The 14595-nt window shown below is 41.9% G+C and carries 14 protein-coding genes; 13 read left to right on the top strand and 1 reads right to left on the bottom strand.

From position 1 onward, the window contains the following. Positions 1-171: 171 nt before the first annotated feature. The 9 genes from FGG79_RS00365 (at position 172) to FGG79_RS00405 (ending at position 10274) form a co-directional block, all read left to right on the top strand. Complete coding sequence (locus tag FGG79_RS00365; protein ID WP_138775527.1) at positions 172-1962, top strand: methylmalonyl-CoA mutase family protein; 1791 nt, start codon at positions 172-174, stop codon at positions 1960-1962. Between the two features lie 16 nt (positions 1963-1978). Further along, on the top strand, positions 1979-4111 hold the full coding sequence (gene scpA, locus FGG79_RS00370; protein ID WP_240794227.1) for a methylmalonyl-CoA mutase: 2133 nt from the start codon (positions 1979-1981) through the stop codon (positions 4109-4111). Further along, a complete protein-coding gene (gene meaB, locus FGG79_RS00375; RefSeq protein WP_138775531.1) occupies positions 4111-5160 on the top strand; it encodes a methylmalonyl Co-A mutase-associated GTPase MeaB in 1050 nt (349 codons plus the stop codon). The genes scpA and meaB overlap by 1 nt, the downstream gene beginning before the upstream one ends. A gap of 103 nt (positions 5161-5263) precedes the next feature. After that, positions 5264-5701 carry a BrxA/BrxB family bacilliredoxin gene (locus FGG79_RS00380; protein WP_138775533.1) on the top strand — a complete coding sequence of 146 codons (438 nt, stop codon included), beginning with the start codon at positions 5264-5266 and terminating at the stop codon, positions 5699-5701. Positions 5702-6441: 740 nt separating this feature from the next. After that, positions 6442-7212, top strand: coding sequence for a transporter substrate-binding domain-containing protein (locus tag FGG79_RS00385; protein WP_138775539.1), 771 nt, complete (start codon positions 6442-6444; stop codon positions 7210-7212). A gap of 76 nt (positions 7213-7288) precedes the next feature. Further along, complete coding sequence (locus FGG79_RS00390; protein ID WP_138775541.1) at positions 7289-7948, top strand: amino acid ABC transporter permease; 660 nt, start codon at positions 7289-7291, stop codon at positions 7946-7948. Next, positions 7941-8657 carry an amino acid ABC transporter ATP-binding protein gene (locus FGG79_RS00395; protein WP_138775543.1) on the top strand — a complete coding sequence of 239 codons (717 nt, stop codon included), beginning with the start codon at positions 7941-7943 and terminating at the stop codon, positions 8655-8657. Before FGG79_RS00390 ends, FGG79_RS00395 begins: the two co-directional genes overlap by 8 nt. Before the next feature lie 106 nt (positions 8658-8763). Then, complete coding sequence (locus FGG79_RS00400) at positions 8764-9750, top strand: aromatic acid exporter family protein (protein WP_138775545.1); 987 nt, start codon at positions 8764-8766, stop codon at positions 9748-9750. Positions 9751-9770: 20 nt separating this feature from the next. Next, positions 9771-10274: a L,D-transpeptidase gene (locus FGG79_RS00405; RefSeq protein WP_138775547.1), complete on the top strand. Its 504-nt coding sequence runs from the start codon at positions 9771-9773 to the stop codon at positions 10272-10274. Between the two features lie 63 nt (positions 10275-10337). On the opposite strand, the gene prli42 is transcribed toward FGG79_RS00405, so the two are convergent. Then, positions 10338-10433 carry a stressosome-associated protein Prli42 gene (gene prli42 / locus FGG79_RS21565; RefSeq protein WP_171050731.1) on the bottom strand — a complete coding sequence of 32 codons (96 nt, stop codon included), beginning with the start codon at positions 10431-10433 and terminating at the stop codon, positions 10338-10340. A gap of 188 nt (positions 10434-10621) precedes the next feature. On the opposite strand from prli42, the gene mce reads away from it, so the two are divergent. The 4 genes from mce to FGG79_RS00425 all read left to right on the top strand — a co-directional run bounded on the left by mce (position 10622) and on the right by FGG79_RS00425 (position 14578). Beyond that, entirely contained in the window at positions 10622-11041 is a 420-nt protein-coding gene (gene mce / locus FGG79_RS00410; RefSeq protein WP_138775548.1) for a methylmalonyl-CoA epimerase, read from the top strand. Beyond that, entirely contained in the window at positions 11041-12588 is a 1548-nt protein-coding gene (locus FGG79_RS00415) for an acyl-CoA carboxylase subunit beta (RefSeq protein ID WP_138775550.1), read from the top strand. Before mce ends, FGG79_RS00415 begins: the two co-directional genes overlap by 1 nt. Before the next feature lie 76 nt (positions 12589-12664). Beyond that, complete coding sequence (locus tag FGG79_RS00420) at positions 12665-13789, top strand: tripeptidase T (RefSeq protein ID WP_138775552.1); 1125 nt, start codon at positions 12665-12667, stop codon at positions 13787-13789. 318 nt (positions 13790-14107) lie between these two features. Beyond that, positions 14108-14578 (top strand): chemotaxis protein CheW, encoded by a 471-nt coding sequence (locus FGG79_RS00425; protein ID WP_240794166.1) that lies wholly within the window; start codon positions 14108-14110, stop codon positions 14576-14578. Positions 14579-14595 lie beyond the last annotated feature (17 nt).

A 14595-nucleotide genomic window follows, 5' to 3' on the forward strand; every position in this document is an offset into this window, starting at 1 on the left:
TTTTTTGTATTCATTGTCCTGAGAGATTGAAGAAATCTGATTTTTTTTATATACTAAAATAGTATTAGTATAAACATTTCGAATTTTCAATGAGCACTCCTACTAATTTAGTTGAATTTTTTAAGTAATTATGTAAACGATTACAAAATTGTGATTTGGAAGAGGGGTATTATGAAGCTTAGTGATATGAAAGATCAATCATTCAGTCGTCGCACACTTACAGATTGGCAGGCAGCTGCTGAAATAGCGTTAAAGGGAAAGGGGATACATTCTTTACATACGAACACTTATGAAAATATTGAGCTTAAGCCGTTATATACAGAGGAAGATGTTCCAAAGCGAGATAGAGTGAGGGACTATATTCCAAATGTTGAAGGGAAAGTGGAGCTTTCTCCGAAATGGTTTATCGCTCAACCAATCAAAAGGGAATCATGGGGAGAACTTACATCAGCATTGAAGGATGTACTATCGCGGGGGCAGAACTGTCTTTCGTTTTCCATTGGAGAATTAAATGGTGCAAAACATGTCTATGAATTTATGAAAGAAATGCGAGAATTCGATACCCCCATTTTTTCGATTGATAAGAAGACATCATTATCGATCCATCGAATGGAGACGTTCACTGAATTGAAGGGAATGAAAGGGATTGTTGGATTCGATCCCCTCTCAGAAGGAGAATGGTCGGATAAAGATAGATTAGATGAATGGTTGATGGTTGCAGAAGAAGGAGACATTCATCTTCCTGATGTTAAGACGTTGATCGTCAATTCAGTTCCTTACCATAATAAAGGAGCCAGTGCGACTCAGGAGCTGGCCTATGCACTAAGTGAGGGTGTCACATACATTGATGCCCTTAAGGAAAAGGGATGGGCTTTGGAGAAAGCGGCTGAAAAAATGCACTTCCATTTTTCAGTAGGTAGTCATTTCTTTATGGAAATTGCGAAAATCAGGGCATTTAAGAAATTGTGGCAGGAGGTATTATCTTCTTATGGATTGGCAGAGGAGAGGATTTCAGGCTCCATAAGCACGAGTGCAGAAACGTCTCAATTTAATAAATCAACCCTTGATTCCTATGTCAATATGCTCCGCGGAGGTGGAGAAGCTTTTTCTGCGATCCTCGCAGGGGTCGATTATTTGGTCGTTACTCCGTTCAATGAAGTGAGTGGTGAAGTGAATCCATTCTCTGAAAGGATCGCCCGCAATACTCAACTCATTCTCGGTGAAGAAGCCCACCTGGATAAAGTCATAGACCCGGGTGGCGGTTCTTATTATGTAGAATGGCTATCAGAAGAAGTCGGGAAGCTTGCCTGGAAGGAATTTCAACAAATAGATGAGAGAGGCGGGATCCTGGTTTCCCAGGCAAATGGTTCTATACAAGAAAAAATAAATAAAGTGAAAGAAGCCCGCATTCATGATTTAGCCACACGAAAGAACTCGATGATCGGGACAAATATTTATGCAAACCTGGAAGAATCACTTCCAGTTACATCGTCAATTACGGGCGAGAGGCTGTCACTTCCTTTTGAAAGCTTAAGGAGTCGGGCACAGAAGCTTGCAAGTAAACCGGTAGCTGGTCTGATAGGGTTAGGAGAGTTGAAAACCCACAAGCCCCGTGCTGACTTTGTAAAAGGGTTTTTAGCCACCGGAGGCATTCAGGCTCACCAGAGTAAGGAGTGCTGGTCAAAGGAAGATCTTCTTCATTTCGTGGAAGAAACCCGTTATTCGTACTATGTGGTATGTGGGAAAGACGAAGAGTACAATGACCAACTTTCAATGATCGTAGAATCCATCCATGGAATAGATTCTGCTATTGTGATTGACATAGCAGGGAAAATTCCTGAGGAGAGTAAAGATGAATGGGATCGTATGGGATTGAACGGGTCCATCTTTAATAAACAGAATATGCTTGAAAAATTGGATCAACTATTAACCATTTGGGAGGAGGGGAAAGACATTGACTAAGCCTGATTGGCAACAAATCAACCCGTATTCAAATGAGGGAACAACGAGAAAGGTTTTCTTGTCGGACAATACGTATGAGACGAATGAAAAAATTTCTATAAAACCTCTTTATTCTGAGGAAGATACTAAGAATATTTCTGATGGAGTAGATCTTCCTGGCTTGGCTCCGTATACAAGGGGGCCGTATCCAACCATGTATGTGAACCGGCCTTGGACGGTAAGGCAATATGCAGGTTTTTCGACTGCTGAAGAAAGCAATGCCTTCTATAGAAGAAATCTAAGTATGGGGCAGAAGGGGCTATCTGTCGCGTTTGATTTAGCTACTCATCGAGGCTATGATTCGGATCATCCCCGTGTCGTGGGAGATGTAGGGAAAGCAGGGGTGGCCATTGACTCCATTTTGGATATGAAAATTCTGTTTGACGGGATTCCTCTCGATCAAATGTCTGTTTCCATGACTATGAATGGAGCGGTGTTACCGATTCTGGCGTTTTTCATCGTTACGGCAGAAGAACAAGGGGCATCACAAGAGAAACTTGCCGGTACGATTCAAAATGATATTTTAAAAGAGTACATGGTACGTAATACGTATATCTATCCTCCGGAAACGTCGATGAAAATCATTGCGGATATATTTGAATATACGTCTAAGCATATGCCGAAGTTCAATAGCATCAGTATTTCAGGGTATCATATGCAAGAGGCTGGTGCACCTGCAGATATAGAGCTTGCTTATACGCTGGCGGATGGTCTTGAATACGTGCGGACTGGACTAAAGGCTGGAATTGATATCGATTCCTTTGCTCCAAGACTCTCATTCTTCTGGGCGATTGGAATGAATTATTTTATGGAAGTGGCGAAAATGAGGGCGGCGCGAAGAATCTGGGCAAAAATGATGAAGACATTCAACCCTCAGAATCCAAAATCGATGGCTCTCCGTACTCACTCCCAGACGTCTGGCTGGAGCTTAACAGAGCAGGATCCTTATAATAATGTCATTCGCACATTACTTGAGGCACATGCAGCAGCGATGGGACATACGCAATCGCTCCATACGAATGCACTGGACGAAGCGATTGCCCTTCCGACAGATTTTTCTGCCCGCATCGCACGTAATACTCAGCTATATCTACAAGAGGAAACGGGCATTACGAAAGTGATCGATCCATGGGCAGGTTCCCATTATGTTGAAACCTTAACAGAACAGCTAATGGAAAAGGCTTGGGAGCATATAGAAGAAATTGAAGAGCTTGGTGGTATGACAAAGGCCATCGAAACCGGTTTACCGAAGATGCGTATCGAGGAAGCGGCTGCCAGAAGACAAGCGATGATCGATTCAGGTGATGAGTCTATTATAGGAGTCAACAAGTATCGCCTTGATAAGGAAGATCCAATTGATACACTGGACATTGATAATACGGTTGTCAGACAAAAACAGATTGAACGAATACAAAAGCTGAAAGAAGAGCGAAATGAAGAGAAAGTCATCAAAACCCTCGATGCATTGACTCATGCAGTTGAAACGGGAGCAGGGAATCTTCTTGAAAAAGCCGTTGATGCAGCAAGGGCAAGGGCTACATTAGGAGAAATATCCGATGCGATTGAAAATGTATCGGGAAGACATAAAGCAACGATACGGAGTATAAGTGGGGTGTACAGCTCGAATTTTTCAAATGAACAAGAAATTAATATCGTGAAAGAGATGACAGAGGAGTTCTTGGATAACGAAGGAAGACGGCCGCGTATTCTCATTGCTAAGATGGGACAGGACGGTCACGATAGAGGTGCGAAAGTGATCAGTACTGCGTTTGCCGACCTAGGGTTCGATGTGGATATTGGACCGTTATTCCAAACGCCTGAGGAAACTGCTCTACAAGCGGTTGAAAATGACGTACACGTAATCGGGGTAAGCTCTTTAGCCGCTGGTCATAAAACCCTCCTTCCTCAATTAGTAGCGGAGCTTAAGAAACTCGGCAGAGAAGACATCCTTGTGGTCATCGGTGGAGTGATTCCAGCCAAGGACTATGACTTCCTTCTAAGCAATGGGGCATCTGCCGTCTTTGGACCTGGAACGATCATTCCTGTCGCTGCCCAAAAAGTCATTAAAGAGATTTATGAAGTGCTGGGCTATGAGGAAGTGGCTGAATAATGACAGAGTATCAGTCGGGTCGAAAGAAACGGTTTGTGAAAAAGAGACAGGATCCTGTATCCATAACCGAATTAAAGGAAGGGATCCTAAACGGCAATCGCAGCTATTTGGCAAAAGCCATTACGTTGATTGAAAGTAATGCGGAGGAACATTATGCATTGGGGCAAGAGCTGCTTCAGGAGTTGTTGCCCTTTACAGGTAAAAGCTTTCGGATCGGTATTACAGGTGTGCCTGGTGCAGGGAAAAGTACATTTATCGAACAGTTCGGTGAAATGTTATGCGAGCAAGGTCTACGCGTTGCTGTTCTTGCAATTGATCCAAGCTCCTCCATATCAGGAGGGAGCATATTAGGGGATAAAACAAGAATGGAGCAGCTATCGAAAAACCCCTGCGCCTTTGTCAGACCCTCCCCTACTGCAGGTACATTGGGAGGGGTTCATCGCAAGACAAATGAGACCCTTCTTTTATGTGAGGCAGCTGGGTATGACCTTGTCATTATAGAGACAGTAGGAGTCGGACAAAGTGAAGTCATGGTAAGGCAGATGGTGGATTTCTTCCTATTACTTGTCATTACTGGGGCCGGTGATGAGTTACAAGGAATGAAAAAAGGGATCATGGAGCTTGCGGATGCATTGCTAGTAAATAAAGCCGATGGAGAAAATAAGCCTCTCGCTGAGAAAACAAAAAGAGAGCTTAATCAAATCCTTCATTTCCTTATTCCTGCTACGAAAGGTTGGAGCTCAAAGGCATATACCTGTTCAGCATTGAAAAATGAAGGATTGCGGGAACTGTGGAATGTGATCCAGCAGTTTGAAGAGCAAACAAAAGAACAGGGTGTCTTTGAGGGAAGAAGACTTCTTCAAAAACAGGAATGGTTCCATACCATGCTGAAAGAAAGGATCCTGTCAGATTTCTTCTTTCATCAGAGCATCAAGTCCTCCCTCCCGCGAATGGAAGATCGGGTGAAAGAGGGAGGCTTTACGACTTCCCAAGCAGTGGAAGAATTGCTGAAACGATATAAAGAAGCAATCCTTGATGGGAATAGTTAATTTTAATTGAAAGATATGGTTTGAAATTGTTATGATAAGGGTACATCAAATTCCCTCGTTTTGTGGAGAATGATTAAGTCAGCGATTAAAGGAGAGTTTAAGCATGGATATAGATTTCAATTTATTAATGAATGACGTAGTACGTCAAGCTCGTCAAGAAATTGAGACAGCAGGATTTACTCAATTAACGACTGAAGAAGAAGTGGATCAGGCATTTACTAAAGAAGGTACTACATTGGTAATGATCAACTCCGTTTGTGGATGTGCAGGAGGAATTGCTCGACCAGCGGCCGCTCATTCCATTCATTATGATAAGCGACCGGATCAATTAGTAACGGTTTTCGCCGGTCAAGATAAAGAAGCGACAGCGAAAGCACGCAGCTACTTTACTGGCTACCCGCCATCTTCACCATCATTTGCATTGTTAAAAGACGGAAAGCTATTAACAATGGTAGAAAGACACGAAATTGAAGGTCATGACCCAATGTCAGTCGTAAACAAAATCCAATCTTACTTCGATCAGTATTGCGAAGAAGTTTAAGTAAGGTGAAAATAGCCCGTCAGGTTACTCACAGATTAAGTGAGAACTTGACGGGTTTTTTTATTGGTTTGCGTTTACTGATTTATTCATTCAGTTTTTTTTATCATCCTCTTAACTTGCTTCGTTCATTTCTTGACGATAAAAGTGACCGTTTTTCAATATTTTTCTTTTTTAGTTTGTGATCCTCGAATTTATTTTTTGGATGAGAGGTAGTATAAAAAAATGGACCGTTCCTTTCCGCTACAGGCACTTGCTTTCCGGCGGGGAGGAAATCTGGCCTCCTCGACGTTCCGTCTGCGGGGTCTCGACCTTTCCTCTATTTCCCGCAGGAGTCAAGTGCCTTCCGCTACAATCCACTATGTGTTTCTATATTCTGCCTGTCTAATGACGGATAGACAAACACAAAGAATCTAAAAAGAGCACCAAATGAACCTCATTATAATTGCCTATATCCTTACCTTCATTTTCCTCTTCAAAACGGACAGAGTCATATACATTCAGAACCAATATACAGTTTGTAGATTTGCATATATTTTGAATAAAAACAGGCGGGTTTCATCTCTTTATTCTTGAATGAACATAGAAATCCCCAAAATACAGGTGAATATTTTCAGAATATATAAACATTTATCGATAATTATAAAAACTATTGAATAAAAATTAATCTCTGCTACAATACGAATATAGTAATTAATATACATTATATATTATATTTATACATAAATAAGGGAGGAACTAACATGAAAAAGCTATTATCTATCGTATTATTATTGATTGTTTCTACTACTCTAGCTGCATGCGGCACTGGGGAAGAGAAGGCAGGAGAATCAAAGAAACTTATCATGGGGACGTCAGCTGACTATAAACCATTTGAATATGTTGATACAGCCAACAGTGATGAAATCATCGGATATGATATTGAACTTGCCAATATGCTTGCTGATGAAATGGGATATGAAATCGAAATCAAGGATATGGAATTCAGCGGATTAATTTCTGCCCTGAAAACCGGTCAAATAGATTTCGTGCTTTCTGCCATGACACCAACGCCGGAACGTCAAAAGAACGTTGACTTTAGTGAGATATACTACACAGCTAAAGATATGATCATCTCCACAAAAAAAAGCGGAATTCAAAGCGAGAAAGATCTTGACGGGAAAACAGTAGGCGTTCAATTAGGGTCCATTCAACAGGATGCGGCTCAAGAACTTTCAAAATCGATTCAGCTGAAAGTAGACACACGTGACCGTATTCCTGAGCTAATACAAGATCTGCAAAATGGACGTTTTGACGCCATCATCATTGAAAATACAGTGGCAAACGGCTATCTGGATAAAAATGAAGAACTTCAAGGAAACACAATGAATGTGGACGAAGAGGAAGCTGGTTCCGCCGTTGCTCTTCCGAAGGACAGTGAGCTTACAAGTGAGTTCAATCATGCACTGAAGAAGCTTAAAGACGATGGAAAGTTAGACGAACTGGCTGAAAAATGGTTTGACGGAGAACAGTAAATTGATGAAGGGCTAACCCCTCAAAAGGTTAGCCCTTCCTACTTCAAATCAAACCACTTACTTGGAGGAGATTGCAATGCCATTAGATTTTGAACAACTGATTCCTTCCATTCCTTTTATTCTGGAAGGGTTGAAAGTCACTCTTAAAATTGTCGGGTTAGCAGGGGTGCTTGGATTTGCATTCGGTATTCTTCTCGCCCTTTGTAAAATTAGTTCCATCAAACCATTAACAATACTCGCCGATATTTATACATCCGTATTTAGAGGAACCCCTTTGGTTCTCCAGCTAATGATCATCTTTTACGGTTCCCCTCAGCTTTTAGGCACACAAGTTGAACCATATACTGCTGCGATTCTAGCTTTTTCCCTAAATTCAGCGGCCTATATTTCTGAAATCATCCGTGCCGGAATCAATGCAGTGGATAAAGGTCAAAAAGAAGCTGCAATGGCTCTTGGTGTTCCGTACCGCTTAATGATGAAAGACGTAATCTTGCCTCAGGCGATTAAAAATATTTTGCCTGCCTTAATGAATGAATTTATAACGCTAACAAAGGAATCCGCGATCGTCACCGTTATCGGAGCAGCCGATGTAATGAGACGATCGTATATGGTTGGTAGTGATTTGTATTCCTTCTTTGAACCGCTTCTATTCGCAGGGATGATCTACTATGTGCTTGTCATGATTCTCACTTTATTAGGGAAAGTACTGGAAGGGAGACTACGTGGAAATGATTAAAGGAGAAAAGATTACAAAGTCGTTCGGAAAGCTTCAAGTATTAAAAGGGATCGATTTCTCAGTCGAAAAAGGGGAGGTCGTCGCCCTGATCGGTCCTTCCGGATCAGGGAAATCCACTTTGCTGCGTTGCTTGAACTATCTAGAAGAACCATCCTCAGGGTCGATTTATTTTGAAAGTGCTCTCGTTAAGGGGAAGAATATAGGTAAAGTAAGACAAGATGTCGGAATGGTTTTTCAGCATTTTCATCTCTTTCCTCATATGACTGCATTAGAAAATGTTATCTACGCGCCGATGAAAGTGAAGGGGATTAATAAGGCGGAAGCCGTTAAGTTAGGGAAGGATCTTCTAACAAAAGTAGGGCTACAAGAAAAAAGTGACGAATATCCGAACCGGTTATCAGGCGGTCAAAAGCAGCGGGTGGCCATTGCAAGAGCGCTTGCAATGGAACCGAAAGTCATGCTATTTGACGAACCGACGTCTGCTCTTGATCCAGAAATGGTGAAAGAGGTTCTTGAGGTCATGAAATCACTCGCCCTTACAGGAATGACGATGATCATTGTGACACATGAAATGGGATTTGCGAGGGAGGTAGCTGACCGGATTATGTTCATGGATGATGGAAAGATCATTGAAGAAGGCGAACCCCAGCCATTTTTCGCTAACCCGCAAAGTGACCGTGGAAAAGAATTCCTCGAAAAAATACTATAATTATTGAAGGGATTAACGATTTGATTCGTTAATCCTTCTTTTTATGTCAAGACTATTTTATGGTATTCTTAAGAAGCAAAAAAAGAGAGAGATAGGAGAACGATGAATGTTTCGAATCGGGTATCGTACACTTAAGACAGGAATCGGGACAGCTGCTGCAATCAGTATTGCACAGTGGTTTCATTTGGATAATTTTGTATCTGCCGGAATATTGACGATTCTGTGCATTCAGAATACGAAGAAAAAATCGGTGAATGCGTCATGGAGCCGATTTCTAGCATGCGTGATTGCCATGGTGTTTTCTGCAGCCTTCTTTGAATTTTTGGCTTATCATCCCGCCGTCATCGGGTTGCTGTTACTCGTATTTATCCCCATTACAGTTGCTCTGAATATTAAAGAAGGAATCGTCACGAGTTCCGTTATCATTCTACATATATACTCGGCAGGTAACGTAACCCCGGGGCTATTTGAAAATGAATTAGGAATCATCGTAATTGGCATCGGGATTGCCCTTATTATGAATCTGTATATGCCAAGTGTTGATAAAAAGATGATTGAGTATCAAGAAAAGATCGAAGCGAATTTTTATAAGATCTTCTGTGAAATGATCAATTATTTACGGACCAATGACAGCAAGTGGGATGGCCGTGAAATCACGGAAACAGAACAATTACTCAAAGAAGCGAAGACCATTGCCTTTAAGGATGTGGAAAACCACTTCTTAAGGGACGAGAACTTATATTATTTGTACTTTAAAATGAGGGAGAAACAATTTGAGATCCTTCAGCGTATCCTTCCTATAGCCACATCGATTTCCTTGACGGTGGAGCAGGGGAATCGCATTGCTGAGTTTCTTGAAGAGCTTAGCGATCATATCCATCCAGGAAACACAGCTTTATTTTACTTAAAAAAATTGTACGATATGAAAGTGGAGTTTGAACAAATGGATTTACCAAAAACGAGGGAAGAGTTCGAAACCCGTGCGGCTCTTTATCAGTTTGTTCAAGAAATGGAGCAGTACCTTCTGCTGAAGAGTTCGTTTAAAGGAATAAGGAAGGATGAAAGTGAACAAAGAGAAGTAAACTACACCTAAAACATGAAAAAGGTGATAGGATGCGATTACTTCTTGCCATAATATTGTTTGCTTCTCCTATTTGGCCACTAGGAAGAAACCCGATGCCGGGAGATCCGTTTATAATCGTGAACAAGGAGAACAATCAATTGGCTTATATAGACAACGGGGAAATTCAGGGAACCTTCCATGTAGCAACGGGGAAAACAACGTCCCTTACCCCGGAAGGCTTATTTAGTGTAACGGTTAAAGCGAAAAACCCTTATTATCGTAGAAAGAATATTCCAGGTGGGGACCCGAGAAACCCCCTTGGATCGAGATGGATAGGTTTTGATGCAAAAGGTACGGACGGCAGAATCTATGGAATCCATGGGACAAATCAACCTTCCTCGATAGGCAAATACATCTCGAACGGTTGCATTCGAATGAACAATAAAAATGTTGAATACCTGTTTGATAAAGTACCAATTGGAACCAAAGTACTGGTCGTGAAAACGAAGAAAAACTTCAATCTGCTGGGAAAAGAATATGGTGCATTAAAATGAAAAGGATCTGCTGATCGACAGAGTCGAAAAGCAGATCCTTTCATTTTTATGAAAGTTTTTGTTTTATAGTAAGAAAGTCAGTCCTGCCATGATCGTGGATGCTATCATTGCGAACAGCATAACAAGTACAACTATCTTTTGCACTTTTTTATTACCCATTGTATCTCTCCATTCTCCCACCTAAGCATGAGATAATTTTCAATTCTATTTTATCGTGAATGGTAAGAGAAGACAACCATTGGAAATTAAGAAAACGCTTTAATTATTCGTATGAATAGGAGGAAATTCGACAACATTTATGGAATACTATATGGGTGGAGCATGTAAACAACAGGGGGATGATAAGGATGAAAAAGGTAGACCATATCGGTATAGCAGTATCATCAATAGACAATGTTCTTCCATTTTACGAAGATACGCTTGGGCTTTCACTGGTCAAGATTGAAGAAGTGGGTAATCAAGGCGTGAAGGTTGCATTTTTAGATGGTGGAAATATTAAGCTTGAGTTACTCGAGCCCTTACATAATGATAGTCCGATTTCCACGTTTATAGAAAAGAAGGGTGAAGGCATCCATCATATTGCCTTTGGCGTGGAAGGAATCGCGGAACGGATCGCGGAACTTCAGACCAAAGGAGTACGAATGATCAATGAAACGCCTAAGACTGGTGCCGGTGGAGCGGCAGTTGCGTTCATGCATCCAAAGTCAGCTCACGGTGTACTCTATGAGCTTTGTGATAAATCAAACATCAAGGGGGAGCAAGCATAATGGATATCTATGAAAAAATAAATGAACTATATGACCGCAGAAGAGAAGTTGAACTTGGTGGCGGAGATAAAAAAATAGACAAACAGCACGAAAAAGGAAAGTTGACTGCAAGGGAACGAATCGATATTTTAGTGGACCCGGGGAGCTTTGTTGAACTGAACCCATTCATCGAGCACCGATGCTCAGACTTTGGACTTGACGGGGTACAGGGCCCAGGGGATGGGGTAGTGACAGGTTATGGGAAAGTGAATGGGAAACCCATTTATTTATTCTCCCAGGATTTCACAGTTTTTGGCGGGGCATTGGGAGAGATGCACGCGAAGAAGATATCACATGTCATGGATCTGGCAGTCAAGAATGGTGCGCCTTTCATTGGACTAAATGACTCAGGTGGAGCAAGAATTCAAGAAGGGGTCGTATCGCTAGACGGCTACGGGCATATCTTCTATCGGAACTCCATTTATTCAGGAGTAATTCCACAAATATCTGTCATCATGGGTCCTTGTGCTGGTGGAGCGGTTTATTCACCTGCGATAACGGACTTTGTCTTTATGGTGGATGAAACAAGTCAAATGTTCATCACTGGACCTAAAGTCATCGAAACCGTAACTGGGGAGAAAATTAGCTCTGAGGATTTAGGAGGAGCTAAGGTTCATAACTCTATTAGCGGGAATGCCCATTTCAGAGGGAAAACGGAAGAAGAGGTGCTCGGGGAGGTTCGGAAATTATTAGCCTATTTACCTCAAAATAATGAAGAGAAACCCCCTCGCTTAGAAGTGGATGAAAAAGATGATTACCGTGCGAATCTAACGGACCTTATTCCATTTGATGCGATTCGTCCGTATGATGTAAGAACGGTGATCAATGAAATTGTAGATGAAAATAGCTTCATGGAGGTTCAAAAGGAATTTGCGAAAAATATTGTTATAGGATTGGCCCGTATTAAGGGAGAAGTCGTTGGACTTGTTTGTAATCAGCCAAAATTCATGGCTGGAGGGCTCGACATAGACTCTTCTGACAAGGCATCCCGCTTTATCCGTTTTTGCGATTCTTTCAATATTCCGTTGATCACGTTTGAAGATGTAACAGGTTTCTTTCCTGGTATCAAGCAGGAGCATGGAGGCATCATCCGTCATGGTGCGAAGATTCTTTATGCCTATTCTGAAGCGACGGTTCCAAAAATGACGGTAATTTTACGAAAAGCCTATGGAGGCGCATATGTAGCCTTGAATAGTAAATCGATTGGAGCAGATTTGGTGTTTGCATGGCCGAATGCAGAGATTGCCGTCATGGGTCCGCAGGGAGCAGCGAATATCATTTTTGCGAGGGAAATTGCAGGCAGTGAGAACCCCGAAGAGCTTCGTGAGCAAAAAATTGAAGAGTATAGGGAGAAATTTGCGAATCCTTATGTAGCGGCATCTAGAGGGATGGTGGACGATGTCATTGATCCCCGTGAAACCCGAATCAAATTGATTCAAGGATTGGAAATGATGAGAAATAAGCGAGAAGAACGTCCGAAGAAAAAGCATGGAAATATCCCATTGTAAAAGTGGTACCATTTGTTGTAGATGACTATTCACGCTATACTATAGAAGTGAATACATATTTGTGGAGGTCTATTAAATGATTAATCATGAACGTTTATTAAATGAATTCCTGGAATTGGTTCAAATCGATTCGGAAACGAAAGAAGAAGCAGAAATCGCGAAAGTATTAACACAAAAATTCTCTGATCTTGGAGTAGAGGTATTCGAAGATGACACGATGGGAGAAACAGGTCATGGAGCTGGCAACCTGATCTGTACTCTAAAAGGGAATAAAGAAGGCGTAGATACGATTTACTTTACTTCTCATATGGACACAGTGGTTCCTGCAAAAGGGGTTAAGCCAACTCTTAAAGATGATGGCTACATATACTCTGACGGTACGACCATTCTTGGCGCGGATGATAAAGCAGGTCTTGCAACAATGCTTGAATCTGTTCGTGTTCTAAAAGAAAATAATATCTCTCACGGTGATATCCAGTTCATCATCACTGTAGGTGAAGAGTCAGGATTAGTAGGAGCAAAAGCTCTGGATTCCACTCTAGTGAAAGCGAAATATGGTTTCGCTCTTGATAGTGACGGGAAAGTCGGAAATATAATCGTAGCTGCACCAACACAAGCTAAAGTAAGAGCGACCATTTACGGGAAAACGGCCCACGCAGGAGTAGCTCCTGAAAAAGGTGTTTCTGCCATCACGATTGCAGCGAAGGCAATCTCTAAAATGCCTCTTGGCCGCATCGATGAAGAAACAACAGCCAACATCGGCCGCTTTGAAGGTGGAAAAGCAACGAATATCGTATGCGAACAAGTGGATATTCTTGCAGAAGCACGTTCATTAGTCCCTGAAAAAATGGAAGCACAAGTAGAGAAAATGAAAGCGGCATTTACATCCGTTGCTGAAGAAATGGGCGGAAAAGCGGAAGTCAATGTGGAAGTGATGTACCCTGGCTTTAAGTTTAACGATGGTGACGAAGTAGTGGAAGTGGCAAAACGCGCGGCCAAGAAAATCGGTCGCCCAAGTGAACTTCAAACAAGCGGAGGCGGAAGTGATGCGAACGTCATCGCAGGCTTTGGTGTGCCAACTGTCAACCTGGCAGTAGGCTACGAAGAAATCCACACGAAGAGCGAAAGAATGCCAGTCGAAGAACTAAACAAACTATCTGAAATGGTAATAGCAATCATTCAAGAAGTGGCTGGAGAATAGAAAAGCGCAGGCGGCTCGAACAGAGGTGACAAGCATAAGGCGAACCTGCCGGAAAGGCGTCCTGTGCCTTTTTGGCAGGTTTGACTTATGACCTCGAGCCTCGAGCCGCCGGAGCTAGACAAATAGAAAAGCGCAGGCGGCTCGAACAGAGGCGACAAGCATAAGGCGAACCTGCCGGAAATACAATAAAAAATGTCCACGGACCGAAGTTCAACCTTCGTTCGTGGACATTTTCTTCTTTTATACGAGCACCTAACCTTTTGAAATATGGTACATTAGTAATATACATAATTGATGTTTGAGAGGGGACGTTATACATTGCCGAAAGTAGTTGTATTTCATGCTGGAAAAGAAGAATATGCTCTGCCGATTGAGAACGTAGTATCGATTGAAAAGGTGGAAAAAGTGAGATCTATCCCTCATTTTCCCCAATTTGTTCTTGGACTTGTCAAGGTAAGGGGAGAGCTGATTCCGGTTCTTGATTTAGGGAACATCCTTTATAACACCTCTGCAATGGCTGAAGCAGGCATGTTCCTTCTCGTCATTCAAACGAAAACGATGCAAATCGGTATGGTCGTGAAGGAAGCGAAAGAAATAATTGAAGTATCTGCTGAATCGATTACTAACGTAGGTTTATTTGCTTATTCGAAGACCAATTATTTTTCCGGAATCATTAATCTTGAAGATGCGCTAATAACCCAAATTGATCCGGATGTTTTAGTTGAGAGTTTAGAAGGTATTAAAGAGATAAAGGATTACGTAAACGAACAGAAGGCTTACCAAAACTAGACAAGAAAGACGCGATT

The organism is Bacillus sp. BHET2 (assembly GCF_005938125.1).
Taxonomy (GTDB): Bacteria; Bacillota; Bacilli; order Bacillales; family Bacillaceae_B; genus Rossellomorea.

What these genes read in the sequence shown, in the direction of transcription:
- mce (WP_138775548.1), top strand. Translation starts at nt 10,622, where the DNA reads ATGAAAAAGGTAGACCATATCGGTATAGCAGTATCATCAATAGACAAT.
- FGG79_RS00405 (WP_138775547.1), top strand. Translation starts at nt 9,771, where the DNA reads ATGCGATTACTTCTTGCCATAATATTGTTTGCTTCTCCTATTTGGCCA.
- FGG79_RS00395 (WP_138775543.1), top strand. Translation starts at nt 7,941, where the DNA reads ATGATTAAAGGAGAAAAGATTACAAAGTCGTTCGGAAAGCTTCAAGTA.
- meaB (WP_138775531.1), top strand. Translation starts at nt 4,111, where the DNA reads ATGACAGAGTATCAGTCGGGTCGAAAGAAACGGTTTGTGAAAAAGAGA.
- FGG79_RS00385 (WP_138775539.1), top strand. Translation starts at nt 6,442, where the DNA reads ATGAAAAAGCTATTATCTATCGTATTATTATTGATTGTTTCTACTACT.
- FGG79_RS00380 (WP_138775533.1), top strand. Translation starts at nt 5,264, where the DNA reads ATGGATATAGATTTCAATTTATTAATGAATGACGTAGTACGTCAAGCT.
- FGG79_RS00365 (WP_138775527.1), top strand. Translation starts at nt 172, where the DNA reads ATGAAGCTTAGTGATATGAAAGATCAATCATTCAGTCGTCGCACACTT.
- FGG79_RS00420 (WP_138775552.1), top strand. Translation starts at nt 12,665, where the DNA reads ATGATTAATCATGAACGTTTATTAAATGAATTCCTGGAATTGGTTCAA.
- FGG79_RS00415 (WP_138775550.1), top strand. Translation starts at nt 11,041, where the DNA reads ATGGATATCTATGAAAAAATAAATGAACTATATGACCGCAGAAGAGAA.
- FGG79_RS00390 (WP_138775541.1), top strand. Translation starts at nt 7,289, where the DNA reads ATGCCATTAGATTTTGAACAACTGATTCCTTCCATTCCTTTTATTCTG.
- prli42 (WP_171050731.1), bottom strand. Translation starts at nt 10,433, where the DNA reads ATGGGTAATAAAAAAGTGCAAAAGATAGTTGTACTTGTTATGCTGTTC.
- FGG79_RS00400 (WP_138775545.1), top strand. Translation starts at nt 8,764, where the DNA reads ATGTTTCGAATCGGGTATCGTACACTTAAGACAGGAATCGGGACAGCT.